Here is a 17,958-nt window from a genome sequence, read left to right as displayed (position 1 = left end):
AAGTAATTTTTGATTTATCTGAGATGCAATAGGAATACGACTAAAGTTGTAGATGGGGTGAAAAGTAGTTTTTTATTTTTTAAAATCATATAAATAGAAAATTGTAACCAACTATACAAGTGTATATTTACTATTTTGATGTTATTTGCCATAGAAAAGAGGGCTTTGAAGTTTTTAGTCAATAAATGGGTTCGAGTTTTGCTTTTTTTTGAATGCTTTTGCACAAAGCTTAAAAAAAATTGCTATTCCACTTAAAAAATTGCGTTACAAAACCTCTAGAACGCAATGGTCTAGAGGTTGTAAATGTTTCAAAACATTAAAGAAGAACGTGATCAATAAACTGAAAAGGATTGAACGTAGTGGAAGATTATTTAGAAATCTTCAAGCCAGATAACCATGCACGTAGAGAAGCAGGCTTCAATGGTTTCTTCAACAACACCACGTTGAGGTCTTTAACACGCTCTGGTAATTCAGGATCAGAATCTGCAGTAATCAGTGCTGAAGGAACATTTTCCTGACGGTTTTCGACAATAAAATCTAAGCCAATTTTGCCGTGATTTAAATGCTGATCAACCAACCAGACTTGAATATTTTCTTTTTGAATAATTTCCAACGCTTGTTCAGGTTCAGTGGCTTTAAAGACTTGATAACCCCATTTGGTCAGTAGCGTTGCCATACCCTCCAAAATCGTATCATCATTGTCCAAACATAAGATTTTATAAGCTTTGGCTTTTAATGGTACCGCTTGTACAGGTGATGAAACCACTTTAGGTGCTGCTACCATTGGCACATCAATCATAAAGCATGAGCCTTTACCTAGTTCAGAGTAAACATGCACAGGATAATCAAGCAAACTGGTCATACGTTGTACGATTGCCAAACCAAGTCCTAGGCCTTGCTCACCCCATGGCGAGGTATGTCCACAACGCTCAAACTCTTGAAATAGCTTAATGCGTTGTTCTTCTGCAATCCCCGGGCCGGTATCCCAGACACCGATACGGATATGATTTGGGCGATTAGACGCGCGTAACACACCAACAATCACACGTCCGCGAGCAGTATAACGTAAGGCATTACTGACAAAGTTTTGGATGATACGACGGATCCATTGTGGGTCGGTATCAATCCAGAATTGAGCATCATGGACACGCAATTGGATATTGCGTTGTGCGGCGATTGATTTAAATTGCAGTTCTAAATCACTTAATAAATCATGCAGTGGATAAGCTTGGCGTTTCGGTTGGATTGAACCACCTTCCAGCCGCGCAATATCCAAAAGGGCAGACAACATACTTTCAGCACCATGTAAGGCACGATCAAGTTGTTGTAATGTTTTGCGGTCTTCATCCGATTGTACGCTTTGTTCTAAAGCAGTACTGAATAAGCGTGCTGCGTGCATCGGTTGAAGCAAATCGTGGCTGGCTGCTGCAATAAAGCGGCTTTTTGACATATTGGCTTTATCGGCTTGCTCACGTGCCAGTTGTTGTTCAGATAAGGCATTTGCAAGCTGTTGAGTACGGTCAGACACACGTGCTTCAAGTACTGCTTCATTTTCACGGAATGCGGTAATATCTGCAAAGGTCGTGACAAAACCACCGCCTTCAATGGGATTACCACGCATTTGAATCACACGGCCATCTTTACGAATCCGTTCAAACTCATGTGCGCTACCGACTTTCATCCAATGAATTCGCTTACGTACATGTTCTTCTACCGAGCCGGGACCACATTCGCCACGCTCTGCGTTATAACGAATCAAATCGGCAATTGGGCAGCCGACATAGACTAAATCTTTTGGATAATCAAACAGCTTTAAATATTGATTGTTCCACGCGACCAAACACATGTTTTCATCAACCACACTCACGCCTTGGGTCATGTGGTCAATCATGGTCATGATGAGATTTTGGTTAAAGCGTTGCCATTGTGACGCTTGGTCGAGAATATTTGCCACTTGGCCCAACGCCAAGCCATTATTGACCATAGCCGTGGTGAGTAATGTCCGTGCAGAGGCTGCCCCGATTGTGCCTGCGAGGTATTGTTCAGTGAACCGCCACCACATCCCATTGGCACTGCTATTCTCATTGAGCACCACATTATTCATGGTACAAAATTGCTGAAAGGCATGGGTTGCTGGGCCTTCACCAGTAATCCGTTTGGCTAGTGCAATCAGATCACCAACTTTAAGTTTAGCGACATCATGGTGTAAATAATTAATATCGGTAGAGGTGTTTTGTGCAGGTAAGGGCTTGGTTTCATAATAGAAAAAGCTTTCTGCCTGAATTTGCTCAGCAATACTAGGACGATAAATACGAGAGACCCAAATATATAAGGTAATATTTAAACCAAGTGCCCAGATTACACCATGAGTAAGCGGGGCAAAAGATTCAAAACCAAATAAAGCTTCTGGTCTTAACCATTCAATATTTAAAGGTCCAAACATCAAAAATTGATGTGCAAACTGGCTATATTCAACAGGTAAGCTACGTAAAATCGTTGGCAATAATAAGGTATATGACCAAAGGATAAAGCCTACAACCAAGCCTGCATAAACCCCTTGGCGACTTCCGCCACGCCAGTATAAACCACCAATTAAAGCCGGCGAAAATTGTGCAACCGCACTAAAAGCCAATAATCCAAAGGTGGATAATTGGTCAATATCATTAAAGAAGTGGAAGAATAAAAATCCGAGCAGCATCACCGCTAAAATACACACACGACGGGTAAATTTAAGTACCTGTGGTAAGCGTTTGTCATGACGAGAAAGAATGCCAAACTTCCATAGAGAAGGCATAATCAAGTCATTACTGAGCATGATGGACAGTGCCACAGAAGAGACTAGTAGCATCCCTGTTGATGCTGAAAAACCGCCCAAAAATGCCAGTAAAGATAACCAGTCTTGGTTATAACTAATCGGTAATGAGAGTACCGCTACATCAGGAATGGTCAGATACTTAGGTGCTGCATGCAGTGCCCAACTGGCGATTGGAATAATGGCAATAATGGTCAGAATCAAATATGCCGCAAACCACCGTCTTGCACCACGTATATGTTTTTCATCGCGTAATTCAACCACGGCCACATGGAACTGACGTGGTAAACAGATAATTGCCAATGAAGCGAGTAATGTTTGAACCCAGAAAGTGTCTGGCACACCAAACAGTTGTACTTCATGAAAAGTTTTTTGCACATCCTGTGAGATTTGTACAATATTTTGTGGATGATCAAAAATAAAGAAAAAGGCCACGCAGAGCAGGGCAAATAGTTTTACAAATGATTCAAAAGCAACGGCAAGCATTAAACCGCCATGTTGTTCTGTATTGGCAATTTGTCTTGTGCCAAACATCATGGCCAAGATCGCCAATACAGCGGTAAGACCAAGCACACCATTGGTGGTGGTGGAGACCACTTGGGTATTGTGATCGAGCATGACGGAAGCGCTAAGCGCAATGGCACGTAATTGTAGTGCTAAGTAAGGAATAATGGCGATTACAGCCAAGATGGTCACTAAGGACGCTAATGTTCCACTTTTACCATAACGTGCTGCGACAAAGTCGGCAATCGAAGAAATGGCATGATGTTGTCGAACGCGACCTAAACGACGCCAAATGTCATAACCCAGCCAGACAAATAATAAAGGTCCTAAATAAATCGGCAGGAAAATAATCCCCTCACGTACTGCAGCACCTGTTGCTCCATAAAACGTCCAAGAGGAGCAATATACGCCCAATGTTAGACTAAAGAGAAGCATTCTGCCGCGCGTGCTTAATCGACTCGCATGCTTCTCACCAAAGAAGGCGCAAACGAATAGAATGAGGATGTAAAGGGCCAGAACCCCTATAATTAACCAACTGTTCATAAGGACTACAGTATAAAAAGCTGCGCCTATAATAACGCATACATGAACTGTCTCGTTTATTTTGCTCAAAATTTAACGACCAAAGTCTAAGTTACGAGAACCCCACAATATTGTTAATTTTGACCATGTAAAAAAAGACTAAAAAAAGCAACCAGCGTTCTGGTCGCTTATCAAGGAGCATGGTTATGGATGAGAGACAGGTAGAGGCGATTCTACAAAATCCAAAATTCAAGGAAATGGTTGCTAAAAAAAGTAAATTAAGCTGGACATTAACTGCAATTATGTTGTTCGTTTATGTTGGATTTATGCTTTTAGTTGGCTATAACAAAGAATTTTTAATGAGTTCATTTAGTGGTGGCATCACCACTTGGGGAATTCCTTTAGGTCTAGGAATTATTGTTTTATCTTTCGTATTGTGTGGTGTGTACTCATACATTGCCAACAATAAATTGGATCAATTGAATGCAGATGCAATGAAAGAAGTCGAAGCAATCGCCCACGAAAAAGGACTGCACTAAGATGAAATGGAACTCTTTAAAGACTAAAGCAGCTCTTGCATCTACTGCACTGCTTTCTACTGTTGCACAAGCAGGCCCAGATTTAGGTGAAGCTCAGCAGCAAGCGACCAACTGGCATGCAATCATTATGTTTGCAATTTTTGTTGGTTTAACCTTATTTATTACCAAATGGGCTGCAAAACAAACCACCAATACTGCAGACTTCTACACCGCTGGTGGTGGTATCTCTGGTTTCCAAAATGGTTTAGCGATTGCAGGTGACTATATGTCTGCTGCATCGTTCTTGGGTATTTCTGCATTGGTGTTTAGCTCAGGCTTTGATGGCTTGCTTTATTCACTGGGTTTCATGGTTGGCTGGCCAATCGTATTGTTCTTGGTTGCTGAGCGCCTACGTAACTTAGGTAAATATAACCTGTCTGACGTGGTTTCGTTCCGTTTAGAAGAAAAACCAGTACGTACACTTGCAGCAATCAGTTCGCTTGTAGTTGTGGCTTTCTATTTGATTGCTCAAATGGTGGGTGCAGGTCAGTTGATCAAATTGTTATTTGGTTTGAACTATAACATCGCAGTTGTGATTGTTGGTCTTCTGATGATGGCTTACGTGATCTTCGGTGGTATGTTGGCGACAACTTGGGTACAGATCATTAAAGCAGTGATGTTACTTTCAGGTGCAACATTCATGGCGTTCATGGTGATGCATTCTGTCGGTTATAGCTTCTCTGAAATGTTCAGACAGTCTATTGATGTATTTGCAAAAGTACATGATGTCAGTCTTGATGATGCAACCAAAATTATGGGACCAGGCAGTTTGGCGAAAAACCCACTCGATGCTTTGTCACTTGGTTTAGCACTCATGTTTGGTACAGCAGGTTTACCACACATCCTTATGCGTTTCTTTACAGTTAAAGATGCTAAAGAAGCGCGTAAATCTGTAGTTGTTGCAACAGGCTTCATTGGTTACTTCTACTTATTAACTTTCATTATCGGTTTCGGTGCGATCCTTTTCGTATCAAACAACCCACAATTTATTGATGTTGCTAAAATGGCTGTGACTGGCAAACTAGAATTAGTTGGCGGTAACAACATGGCAGCGGTACACCTTGCAGATGCAGTGGGTGGCGATCTGTTCATGGGCTTTATTTCAGCAGTTGCATTCGCAACGATTCTTGCGGTAGTTGCGGGTTTGACACTGTCAGGTGCTTCAGCAATTTCACATGACTTGTACGCAAACGTACTGAAAAAAGGTCAAACAACCCCTGAATCTGAATTACGTATGTCGAAGATTGCAACACTTGGTCTTGCGATCTTTGCGATGATTTTAGGTATTTTGTTCGAGAAGCAAAACGTTGCCTTCATGGTAGGTTTAGCATTCTCTGTCGCGGCGTGTGCAAACTTCCCAGTATTGGTTCTTTCAATGTTCTGGAAAGGCTTAACTACACGTGGTGCTGTTGTAGGTGGTGTTGTCGGTCTAGTGACAGCGGTGACTTTAATTATCTTATCTAAAGCAGTTTGGGTAGACACATTAAAAATCTCTGATACTCCGATCAACTCATTCAATGGTCCTGCAATCTTTGCTATGCCATTAGCATTCATCTGCTGCTGGTTGTTCTCTGTGACAGATAAATCTGCACGTGCAGAAGCAGAGCGTAAAGCATTTGATGCACAGTTTGTACGTTCACAAACAGGTATTGGTATTTCTGGTGCTTCAGATCACTAAGTGATTTGAGATCAGCTTAAAAACACCTTCTCGAAGGTGTTTTTTTATGGGTGATGCAAAGCCAGAACTCCATCATCCCAGTTTCAGCTTTTGAGCGATATACAGCTTGTTTGATGCTGATTGATCAGTTGAATGATCACGAAAAATTGAAAGGATTTAAGAAATCCGATGAATATGTTAATTTGAATGTTTAAAAGAACAATCAGAATCAGAAAATATGCGTTCAATGATCGAATTTTGGAAAGGTTTTAAACAATTACCGTCAGCATGGTTATTGTTGGTCCAACTGCTTATTTTAGTTTTATCTGTCTATACCAATGCCAGCAGAAGTTATCAAATTTTAACTTGGTTACTCGGTGTCTCTGCATTACTGATTATTGCCAAAGTGATTCGACAAACACCGACATTTACACTGTTGGGCTTAACCTTTGTCACAGGGGCATTTGTACTGTCCTTTCTAATGTTGATCGGTTTTCATTCTGTTACTTTGCAAATCTTTGCACATTCATTTGAAGCAGCCGCTTATTTTTGTGCAGCATATGGTCTAATCCGTTATATGTTTGCAGATCGTTATTTAACCAAAGATGAGCTGTTTGCTGCAGGTGCAGTATTTACCCTGATCGCATGGGGATTTGCCTTCTTATACAGTATTTGTCAATTGGTGGTTCCGCAGAGTTTTCAAAACCCAAATCATGTTGCGGACTACCAATCTTGGCTGGATTTATTGTTCATTAGTTTTAGTCTGCAATCGGCAACGGGATTGTCCGATTTGATTCCTGTTGCACCTGCTGCGCGGGTGATTTCAATGTTGCAAATGTTCTGTGGTGTGATGTATTTTGCCTTGATCGTCTCACGGATGATTGCCCTGCAATATATTGAAAATAAACCAAAATCATGAGCTAATGATCTTGTTACATTTAGTAAATTGTTGAAAATGTTAATTTAAATTATAATGTGGCCTGAATCCAATCGCTGTTCTACAGGATTCGTCTTTTTTCACACCTGTGAATGCCTTTTTTTGACTTTAAAAAGTCTGTCCATTGAGTATAAAAACCTGGGGGAAATATGCCTTCCAAAAAAATCACTTGGTTTGACAATGTCAATCCAAATGTTTTCTTGAGCACTGTTGGAATTATTGCGCTTTTTTTAGCCGTTGTTGTCTTTGCACCCAATGCCTTTGAACTGATTACTCAAAGGATGAACCGCTGGATCACCGATTCATTTAGTTGGTTCTATGTTTTATCTGTCGCAATATTTTTAATTGTGCTGATTTTTATTGCCTTTTCTGACATGGGTAAAATCAAGCTTGGACCTGATCATAGTCAGCCTGAGTATAGTAATGGGTCATGGTTTGCCATGCTATTTACTGCGGGTATGGGGATCGGGTTAATGTTCTTCAGTGTTGCAGAACCTGTCATGCATTATGTCAATCCACCTGCTGGTGATCCACAAACCATTGAATCTGCCCAAGAAGCAATGAGAATTACCTTTTTCCATTGGGGCTTACATGCTTGGGCTATCTATGCAGTTGTTGGCTTAACGCTGGCTTATTTTGCTTTTCGCTATAACTTGCCACTCAAAGTTCGTTCGGGTTTATTTCCGATTATTGGTCAACGAATACATGGTCCAATCGGAGATGCGGTCGATACTTTTGCCACCATTGGTACCGTATTTGGTGTAGCTACTACGTTAGGATTTGGGGTAACGCAAATTAATTCTGGCTTAAATTATTTATTTGGCTGGGAAAGTAATATTAGCACCCAAATCTTTTTGATTATTGTGGTGAGTACGCTGGCTTCATTGTCGGTTTTCCTTGGATTAGATAAGGGAATCAAACGACTTTCTGAACTGAATCTAATTTTAGCCTTGGTATTACTGGGCTTTGTGTTCCTCGCCAGTTCCAGTATTTATATCCTACAAGCAACCATTCAAAATGCAGGGCAGTATATTTCGAATTTGTTTAGCATGACCTTTAATTTATATGCTTATCAATCGAATGGCTGGATTGGGGGGTGGACCATTATGTATTGGGCATGGTGGATTTCTTGGTCACCATTTGTCGGTATGTTTATTGCGCGTGTTTCAAAAGGTCGAACCATTCGAGAGTTTATTGTCGGTGTACTGCTTATTCCGACAGGCTTTACCTTGATCTGGATGGGATTTATTGGCAATGCTGCCTTGTTTAGTATTATGGAACAAGGGCAGACGGGGCTGATTTCTGCGGTACAAAAAGATTCATCAGTTGCATTGTTTGAGTTTTTAACCCACCTGCCTTTCTCAGGTGTGTTTAGTCTTATTGCGACACTGCTGGTGGTATTGTTCTTTGTTACCTCTGCGGATTCTGGTGCATTGGTGACCGATTATCTCACTGCGAAAACAGAAAATTCGCCGATATGGCAACGCTTGTTCTGGACTGTTTTAATGGCGATCTTGTCGATCATTCTATTAATGGTTGGTGGGCTAGGCGCACTACAATCGGCCACCATGATGAGTGCCTTACCATTCACCTTTATTATGCTGTTGTTGTGTTGGGGCTTAGTCAAAGCATTGCGCTTAGATGTCACCAAAATGCAGGCTTTACAAGTGGCAAGAATAACGCCGAGAGCTGTGCAAAATCCACGTAGTTGGCAGCAACGTTTGGGCTTAATCATGCACTATCCGCATACGTTGGCCGAAGTACAACATTATATTCAGGTTGATGTGATTAAGGCTTTTGAAAGTATTCGTTTTGAGTTTAAACGCCGTGATTTAAATGTGGTGATTAAAGAAACCGAAGACGGTGTTCAACTGAGTGTGGATCATCATGATGAGTTCAATTTTATCTATAAAGTCATTGCACGCAAAATGGTTGCGCCAAGCTTTATGATGAATGAAGAACATCAGGAAACCGATGATTTTTATCAAGCAGAAATATTTTTAAGAGAAGGTGGTCAAAACTATGATGTAATGGAGTGGACGCAAGAAGACTTGATTCAAGACATCATTGATCAATATGAACGCCATCTACATTTCTTAAATGTACTGAGAAACTAAGTTGTTTATTTAAAAAACAAAGGCAATAAAAAAGGACTCGTATGAGTCCTTTTTTGATTCAATTTCTAAGCAACTTAGAAACGGAATTTAGCGTTTAAGCCAACAGTTTGCGTATCACCAACATACGAAATTGCTTGGCCTTTATTGTTTTCGTAGTTTGCATTTACGTAGCTTGCACCAACTGCAATCGCAGGTGTGATGAAGTAGTTTACGTTTGCACCCCAAGCTGAATCAGGCGTACCTTCGTAGCTAGACGCTGCGTAAGAAGCACCAACGCTTAATTGTGGGTTCAAATAGAAATCAGTTTTGAACTGGTATGCAGTCGCATCACCATAGATGATGCCTGATTCAAACGCTAAAGACATATTTGTACCGTCAATACCGCCAACGTATTTAGCACGTGCAGTGATTGCGTCTTGGTCTTCACCAATTGTTGCAGCTTCAGCAGTCGCTTTAGCAACGCCGTTACCCATAACATTGAATGCATCTAAAGCAACTTGGTCAGCAACATTAGTATAACCAACAGCGACTAAGAAGTTTTGAGTAGGAAGAGCACCCACTTCTAATGCAAAACGATCGCCTTGATCATTTGACAAGCCATTTTTACCGTCAAGGATTGTGTGGCTATAAGAAGCACTTGCGTATGCAGGTACATATGGAGTAGGAACATAAAGTTCAGCTTTAGCGCCGTAGTTATGTGCAACTACACCAGCGTCTAATTCGCCATAGTTATATGCTAAAGAAACATTTGATGCTTGGTTTAAGAACGCTGCTTCAGCCAATGGACCTTTTGAAGAGTCAACATTTTTGAAGTAGTAAGTACCTTGCAAACCACCAGTGAAATCTTTGTCATTTTCAGTTGTATCGATATACTCTGATTGACCTTGAATTTCAAATTGGTATGCTTGAGCGCCGGTCATGGCTAATAATAAAGCAGTGGCTAAACCGAGTTTTTTCATAATCTTTTCCAATAGGAGAAATTGGTGAAACAGACGGCATTGTATTGTAACAAGATATTAAGTCAATGACGTTTAAGGCCACTGTTTACAAAGTAGATACATGAAATTTACATTGTTTAAAAAACGTACATTTGAGCAGCTTTACGTCAACCTGTAAAAAAACTTAATTAGAACAACAGACTAAATTCAGACAAAAGTTTTATTTCATATAAAACAGATATCAAATTGTTAAATTAATACATTTATTTTATTGTTTATTTGTGTTTTTTTATCGATATTACCGATGGTTGTTTTACGATCAATGTCAAGAAAATGTCATTAAATTCTGCTTATTTTTAGAATTAATTTGTGATTGTATAATCATTTCATGTGAATATTGTTGTTTTATTCTCAATTATTTATAAAAACGATAATTAATTTATATCCGATCAATTTAATAGGTTTTACAAAGTAAAAGATATTTTAGATAATGAGTCAATAAAGTTCATTCATTTTAAATGAATTTTTTTGAGATTTAGAGTTTATATGCCCAGCTTTCCCCAAGGTTGGGCTTTTTTTTATTTAAAAATTCAAGGCAAATCGTATTAAACAGACAATAAAAATATTGCACCAATATGTAGCATAATTAAGCAAAAGGTGAATTGTCTTGGCATGATTTTTGCCAAAAAAAATCCCAATTTTCAAAGAAAACTGGGATTTTTCGCCAAAATCTGGAGCAAATCAATAAATTCTGCTGAGGAATATTAATAAATTGCCCTAATGGAGTGCATTATGCACCAATATATTGCACCTGTAAATATTTTCTTACATTCAATTTAAAAAATAATTCATGAGCTCATCTACACTATTTCAGATTGAGTCAATGCCTAAGTAAAGTTTATGAGTAATTATCGATTTAAATCTAAAATAAAAAGCAGTGTATTGATCATTCTGAGTAGTGTGGCATTTTCAGGTTGTGTTTCTAATGCCAATTTGCATGATCCAGCGTCATCACAAAGAACAAGTGAAATCCCTTTGTTGTTTAATTATGCGCAAACTCAAGCCGTCTTTGTGACTTATGATGGAACTCAATTTAAACGTTATGGGAATGATTTAAATAGAGCCAAGACTGCCTATATTCCAGCCTCTACTTTTAAAATGTTGAATGCCTTAATTGGTTTGCAACATGCGAAAGCGACGAATACAGAAGTATTTAAGTGGAATGGTGAAAAAAGATCTTTTCCTGCATGGGAAAAAGATATGACTTTGGCACAAGCAATGCAGGCTTCAGCTGTACCCGTATATCAGGAACTGGCACGACGTATTGGCTTGGATTTGATGAGTAAAGAAGTCAAGCATGTTGGTTTTGGCAATACACAAATTGGTCAACAGGTAGATAATTTCTGGCTGGTCGGACCATTGAAAATCACCCCAGAGCAAGAAGCTAAATTTGCTTATCAATTGGCAAAGAAAACATTACCTTTTGATGATGCTGTACAGCAACAAGTTAAAGATATGCTCTATGTCGAAAGACGGGGTGATTCCAAGCTTTATGCCAAAAGTGGTTGGGGAATGGATGTGGAGCCACAAGTGGGGTGGTACACAGGATGGGTGGAACAGCCGAATGGTCAGATCACCGCTTTTGCTTTAAATATGCACATGCAGACAGGGGATGATCCTGCTGAACGCAAGCAACTGACATTAAGTATCTTGGATAAATTAGGCCTATTCTTTTATTTGAGATAAATGCAGTAGATAAAAAAATGCCCAGTTTATTGGGGGAAACTGGGCAATAAAAAAAGATATATTTTCAAATCATGAGAATTTCTATCTAAGTCTAATTTTATGCAAATTCTATTTATATGTAAAATGTGAATTTTGAATATTACTCATCTATAAAAACGATAATATAAAGGCGTTGAACGCTGTAGATTAAACTTGATTATGTGGAGTAGTTTATGTGTATATATTCTATAATATAAACAAAATTTCTTTAGCTTTATTGCGATATAACTTCCCACAGGACCATGGTGATGGTGCATGAACTCAGATCAGAACAAATAAGCACGCGTTTGCTTATCCTCATGTCAGTCATCATTTTGTCTGTTTTGTTAATTGCTGTTCCACAAATCATCAGTAATTATCGAGAGTATAGTCGAGCAAATCGAGCTTTAGTCAATATTCAAGCCTTGCAAGTTTTTGCTGAAACATCCAATAAAATTTCACGGGAAAGAGCGCCAACAAATAAAGCAATGTCGAGCTCGACAGCAAATTTTCCAGACAGAATAAAAGAATTGCAGGACTATCGTAAGGGCGTAGATCAGCAGATTAATTTAACCGTTGAGACCTTAAACAAGGCGGGGTTTAGCAGTTTGGCGGATCAAGTTGATGTTCAGTTAAGACATGATTTGAACATTGCCCGCAAACAAGTCGATGCTTATTTAGCCTTACCATTAAAAGAACGTAATTCAGTGCAAATGGATCAAGTGATTCAGGGAATGTTTCGGGCGTGGGACAGTTGTAGAGCCATGTTGCAGCAATTAATTAACCATTCAAAAAAGAATAATAGCGATGTGACAGATTATGCTTCAATTGTGCTGATATTGGCTGATTTACGTGATCAATCTGGACGAGTCGCGTCTAACATTATGGCACCCCTAAGCTTTTCCGAACCCCTGCCTGAATATAACAAAGCACGTTCATTACAAACACAAGAACAGGTTAAATATTTATGGCGTTTGATGGATACCATGCAAATAGAGTCTTTAAAAACGCCAGAGTATCTTTATTTATATGGTCAGGTGAAAACTCAATTTATTGACCAAGGTTTACCCATCGTAAATCGTTTGGTGCAAGAGAGTAGAAATCAGCAGCCTTATTTTTTAACGGCAAACCAACTGACAGATGCAATCGTGGATAAGTTTACCACGGTGGTAAATTTACAAAAATATCTACTTGAAACTCATGCCTTAAGTGCACGTCATCGAATGGAATCGGAGCAACGTCAATTTTTTATCACGCTCTTTATTTCTCTTTTGTCATTGTCGGTCGCAGTTTTTACGATGTTATATACACGTAAAAAGTTATTTGAACCCTTAATATATGCAAGAAATATGATTTTGGAACTGTCACAAGTACAAGAACGTGATTATCTAGGGGATGCTTCGATACAAACCAAAGAGGTGCATACCCTAACTGATGCGCTTGATAAATTAAAAGAAATGCTCAAGCAACGCGATGCTTTTGAATTTCAATTACAAAATAGTGCCAACACTGACAGTTTAACCGGTGTTTCAAATCGATTGGCTTTAGATGTTTATTTAAAAAATATTGCGACACAAACCGAGCGGTTTCAAGAGTTGACCTTGATCATGGTGGATATTGATAATTTTAAATATGTGAATGATCGCTTTGGGCATATTTTAGGTGATTCGGTTATTGTTGAAATTGCTCAATGTTTAAAAGCAAATATTGCGCAATCTGATTTGATTGTACGTTTTGGTGGCGATGAATTTTTGATTTTGATTGATCGTATTCAATGGGATTGGGCGTTGCAAATTTCTGAAAGCATTTTGGCTGATGTCTCACGGTTAAATTTTAACAGTTCTATGTCTAACGAACAGCTCAATGTTTCTGTCAGTATTGGCGTGGCAACAGGGGCTGAAAGTTGGGAAGCCTTATTTAATAGGGCAGATGCATCGCTATTTAAGGCCAAAGCACAAGGTCGAAATAAAGTCGTGGGATGATCGACTGGGAATCTTGATGATGATTCACCTGTTAGAAAATATTGATTTATCATCAGTATTCAATGATAAGAATACTGAATTATTTTGCAGTGACTTTACGTAACTCAGCATACAATTGATTTAAAAATCGTTGCTGTTCTGCATTGTCTTGAAAGTGACGTTGATACAGCACACTACAGCTTTCCACATCAATAATATTATTGAGATTAAATGACCAATCCTCTGTATTTTTAATACCAATCCCCAGATCGTCACCGCAACGTTGCCACTGTTTGGAGAAGCCAGAGTTTTGATTGGGAGCAAGCTGCTTAAATTCTGCTTTAAGGCTAAAGCCGCGCATTTCTGAGTTGGTGAATTTGTTGATCGCACTGATTGGTACACCACCCCAAGTGATGGTTTGTCCACTCGGCATTGAAATGCTTTGCAGTTGACTTTCATTCATTAACTGACTTTGTCTGCCAGTTTTAAAGCCCTGTTTTTCGTAGGTCAAAGTAGAGCCAACAGGAAGCTGTATTTTTTTAATCAGTAAGGGCTGGGTGGTGATAAAATAAGGATTGTCGGGTCTGCCATTACCACCCGCAATGTTTATACTACAACTGCTGAGTAAACAGATACTTGGGACTAAAAAGCATAAGTAAAGAAGCTTCATAAGGAAAATATCCTGTGCTATGCATTGATCTTGCCTTGTTTAAATTAGAAATGCAAAATTTGCTCAGCAAATCCTCAAATTAAGCCAATGATTATTGGAATATATAAGAGAAAGGCGCGAATCTGAGTTTTATAAAAATTATATGAGCTATTAAATTTCAAGATTAGATGATTAATCTCCCCCCTAAGCCCTATGGGATAAAGAGAGAAACTCCCTCCTTATTTAAAGGAGGGAGTGAAAGATGCAGGGAGTTACTTCAACAACGGCTTTAAGAACTTCGCTGTATGTGAAACTTTAGATTTCACCACCTGTTCTGGGGTACCTTCCGCAATAATCTGACCACCACCTGCGCCACCTTCAGGGCCTAAATCAATCACCCAGTCCGCAGTCTTAATCACATCGAGATTATGCTCAATCACCACAATGGTATTGCCCTTATTGCGTAGTTCATGAAGAATATCGAGCAGTTTGGCAATATCATGGAAATGCAAACCAGTGGTTGGTTCATCCAGTACATACAAGGTTTTACCTGTATCGCGTTTTGCCAGCTCACGTGCCAGTTTGACCCGTTGCGCTTCACCACCAGATAGCGTTGTTGCAGACTGACCTAAGCGAATATAGCCTAATCCGACTTGGTTTAAGGTTTCTAAACGACGGTGAATCACAGGGATTGCATCAAAGAAATGCATCGCATCTTCGACGGTCATTTCCAATACGTCAGAAATATTCTTGCCTTTATAACCAACTTCCAAGGTTTCACGGTTATAACGCTGACCATGACAGTTATCACAAGGCACGTACATATCGGGTAAGAAGTGCATGGCAACTTTGATCATACCATCACCCTCACACACCTCACAGCGCCCGCCTTTGACGTTAAATGAGAAACGACCTGCAGCATAACCACGGGCTTTAGCTTCAGGGGTTTGCGCAAACAATTCACGAATCGGGGTAAATAAACCAGTATACGTCGCTGGGTTAGAACGTGGAGTACGTCCAATCGGACTTTGGTCAATGTCTACCACTTTATCAAGGAATTGTAAGCCATCAATCGAATCAAACTTTTCAGCAGTTAAGGTGGTTGCACCATTTAATTGCGTCGCTGCAAGTGGTAACAGGGTCCGGTTAATTAAGGTGGATTTACCTGAACCTGAAACACCTGTCACACAAGTCATTACACCTAAAGGAATCGTCAAATCAACATTTTGTAAGTTATGCCCTGATGCGCCCATCAGTTTAATTTGTTCTTCAGGCTTAGGCGGTTTAACTCGCTCTTTGGGCACTGCAATTTTTAACTTACCAGAGAGGTATTTTCCTGTTAGAGAGTTCTCATTGGCTGCAAGTTCATCATAGGTTCCTTCGGCAATGATATGACCACCATGCACACCAGCACCCGGACCAATATCAATAATATGGTCGGCTGCACGGATTGCATCTTCATCATGCTCAACCACTAAAACTGTATTGCCCAGATCACGCAAACGAACAAGTGTTTCCAATAAACGATCATTATCGCGTTGGTGTAACCCAATGGATGGCTCATCTAAAACGTACATCACCCCCATTAGACCAGCACCAATTTGTGAGGCTAGGCGGATACGTTGTGCTTCACCACCTGAAAGTGTTTCAGCAGAGCGAGATAGGCTTAAATAATTTAAACCGACTGATACAAGGAAGTGCAAACGCTCGCGAATTTCTTTAAAAATTTTATCGGCAATTTCACCTTTGGCACCTTCAAGATTTAAATCTTGATAGTAGCTTTCAGCATCACCAATCGACATTTTGGTAATTTGGGCAATGGTTTTGTCTTTAACACGGACATGACGTGAAATTTCATTTAAACGTGAGCCGCCACAAGCATCACAAGCGGCATTGGATAAGTACTGCGCTAGATCATCACGGACATAATTAGATTCAGTTTCACGATAACGACGCTCTAAATGAGGCAAAATACCTTCAAAAGGTTGTACCCGATTGTGTTTACGACCACGCTCATCGATATAGCTAAGATCAACTTTTTCTTTGCCTGTACCGTAGAGAAATTTCTTTTTCGTATCAGCATCGAGTTCATTCCAAGGGGTGTCTAACGAAAACCCAAAATGATCTGCAACTTTCTGAATCATGCTGTAATAGTACGGACGTTGTCTGTCCCAGCCACGGATTGCGCCTTGGCTAATAGAAACATCTGGGCTTGGAATCAGTTTTTCAGCACTGAAATGACTACGGGTACCTAAACCGTCGCAGACAGGGCAGGCACCAAATGGGTTATTGAACGAGAACAGGCGTGGTTCTAATTCAGCAACAGCACGGTCGCATTCAGGGCAGGAATGTTTTGCTGAAAATATACGGTCAGGATGTTCACCACCCATCCACGATAAAATCGCCAGATCACTGCCTAAACGTAAGGCTGTTTCAAAGCTTTCGGCAATTCGGTTACCTAAGTCATCACGGACTTTAAAGCGGTCAACCACAACTTCAATGGTGTGCTTTTTCTTTTTATCGAGTTCTGGCGGTGTATCGATATCAATCACTTCACCATCCACACGCGCGCGGACAAAACCTTGGCTCTGTAATTGCTCAAACAGGTTGCTGTATTCACCTTTACGCTCACGAACAACTGGTGCAAGGAGCATCAATGCTGTGCCTTCCTCCAGTCCTTTCACTGCATCGACCATTTCAGAAACAGTCTGTGCAACCATCGGCAAGTCGTGCTCTGGGCAGTAGGGTGTGCCAACACGTGCATAGAGTAAACGTAAATAGTCGTAGATTTCAGTAATGGTTCCCACGGTTGAACGGGGGTTATGGCTGGTAGACTTCTGTTCAATCGCAATCGCAGGGCTTAAACCTTCAATTGAATCAACTTCAGGCTTTTCCATTTGTGAAAGAAACTGACGTGCATAAGCAGATAAAGATTCGACATAACGGCGCTGACCCTCAGCATATAAGGTATCGAAAGCCAGAGATGATTTCCCTGAGCCTGAGAGTCCTGTGATGACCACAAACTTGTCACGTGGAATATCGAGTGACACATTTTTTAAATTATGGGTACGTGCGCCTCGAATACGGATATGACTTTGACTCATAAAAGCTTTCTCGAAATTATGCGAATTAAAGGGGTATATGATAGCGATTTAATTTTGTTCAAGCTGTAAAAAATAGTTTTTAAACGACAAATTGTGTCATGTAACTGACCATTTAAAACTGTGATGGAGTTTGAGTTTTTCAATAAAATAATAATATTCATATGTTTATGATGGTTTTCAATAATTTTTAGGGTCGCATTCAGCTAATTTAAAATCAAAGCTATAATTTATTTAAAATAAGTTATTGAAGAAAAATGAGATATGCAGTCAGCTTTAGATGCTGTGCTGATTTCTGAGTACTTATTTCGATATTGCATAGGGTAGAACGAATAAACCAGATCAGCTTTAAGATTGGTCCCGTGATGCAATCAATAACCACTTATCTAAAAAAGAGAATTGTTAGACAAAGGTTCTG

Annotated in this window: 10 protein-coding genes; 6 read left to right on the top strand and 4 right to left on the bottom strand. The window is 39.8% G+C overall.

Translation table 11 applies throughout. From position 1 onward, the window contains the following. Window positions 1-367: 367 nt before the first annotated feature. Window positions 368-3,859, bottom strand: coding sequence for a PAS domain-containing hybrid sensor histidine kinase/response regulator (locus tag M2R48_RS20105; RefSeq protein ID WP_105713782.1), 3,492 nt, complete (start codon window positions 3,857-3,859; stop codon window positions 368-370). 185 nt (window positions 3,860-4,044) lie between these two features. On the opposite strand from M2R48_RS20105, the gene M2R48_RS20100 reads away from it, so the two are divergent. From M2R48_RS20100 to M2R48_RS20085, 4 genes are all read left to right on the top strand, one after another. Beyond that, entirely contained in the window at window positions 4,045-4,377 is a 333-nt protein-coding gene (locus M2R48_RS20100; protein WP_004725226.1) for a DUF485 domain-containing protein, read from the top strand. Between the two features lies 1 nt (window position 4,378). Continuing rightward, window positions 4,379-6,094: a cation acetate symporter gene (locus tag M2R48_RS20095; protein WP_004816490.1), complete on the top strand. Its 1,716-nt coding sequence runs from the start codon at window positions 4,379-4,381 to the stop codon at window positions 6,092-6,094. A gap of 217 nt (window positions 6,095-6,311) precedes the next feature. Then, on the top strand, window positions 6,312-6,992 hold the full coding sequence (locus tag M2R48_RS20090) for an ion channel (RefSeq protein WP_004725230.1): 681 nt from the start codon (window positions 6,312-6,314) through the stop codon (window positions 6,990-6,992). Between the two features lie 167 nt (window positions 6,993-7,159). Beyond that, window positions 7,160-9,127: a BCCT family transporter gene (locus M2R48_RS20085; RefSeq protein ID WP_262087278.1), complete on the top strand. Its 1,968-nt coding sequence runs from the start codon at window positions 7,160-7,162 to the stop codon at window positions 9,125-9,127. A 74-nt stretch (window positions 9,128-9,201) separates the two neighbouring features. On the opposite strand, the gene omp33-36 is transcribed toward M2R48_RS20085, so the two are convergent. Beyond that, window positions 9,202-10,086, bottom strand: a complete 885-nt coding sequence (omp33-36, locus tag M2R48_RS20080; protein ID WP_262087277.1) for a porin Omp33-36 — start codon at window positions 10,084-10,086, stop codon at window positions 9,202-9,204. Window positions 10,087-10,965: 879 nt separating this feature from the next. Here omp33-36 and blaOXA point away from each other — a divergent pair. After that, window positions 10,966-11,811: an OXA-274 family carbapenem-hydrolyzing class D beta-lactamase gene (gene blaOXA / locus M2R48_RS20075; RefSeq protein WP_262087276.1), complete on the top strand. Its 846-nt coding sequence runs from the start codon at window positions 10,966-10,968 to the stop codon at window positions 11,809-11,811. A gap of 287 nt (window positions 11,812-12,098) precedes the next feature. Continuing rightward, window positions 12,099-13,811, top strand: a complete 1,713-nt coding sequence (locus M2R48_RS20070; RefSeq protein ID WP_262087275.1) for a GGDEF domain-containing protein — start codon at window positions 12,099-12,101, stop codon at window positions 13,809-13,811. Between the two features lie 79 nt (window positions 13,812-13,890). On the opposite strand, the gene M2R48_RS20065 is transcribed toward M2R48_RS20070, so the two are convergent. After that, the gene (locus tag M2R48_RS20065; protein ID WP_262087273.1) at window positions 13,891-14,460 is read right to left on the bottom strand and encodes a hypothetical protein; all 570 of its coding nucleotides are present in this window, start codon (window positions 14,458-14,460) and stop codon (window positions 13,891-13,893) included. Window positions 14,461-14,711: 251 nt separating this feature from the next. Then, window positions 14,712-17,543 (bottom strand): excinuclease ABC subunit UvrA, encoded by a 2,832-nt coding sequence (gene uvrA / locus M2R48_RS20060; protein ID WP_262087272.1) that lies wholly within the window; start codon window positions 17,541-17,543, stop codon window positions 14,712-14,714. Between the last annotated feature and the right edge of the window lie 415 nt (window positions 17,544-17,958).

Origin of the sequence: Acinetobacter sp. I-MWF (assembly GCF_025433935.1) — a bacterium.
Classification (GTDB): Bacteria; Pseudomonadota; Gammaproteobacteria; order Pseudomonadales; family Moraxellaceae; genus Acinetobacter; species Acinetobacter guillouiae.
This window is presented reverse-complemented; position numbering and strand designations above follow the sequence as displayed.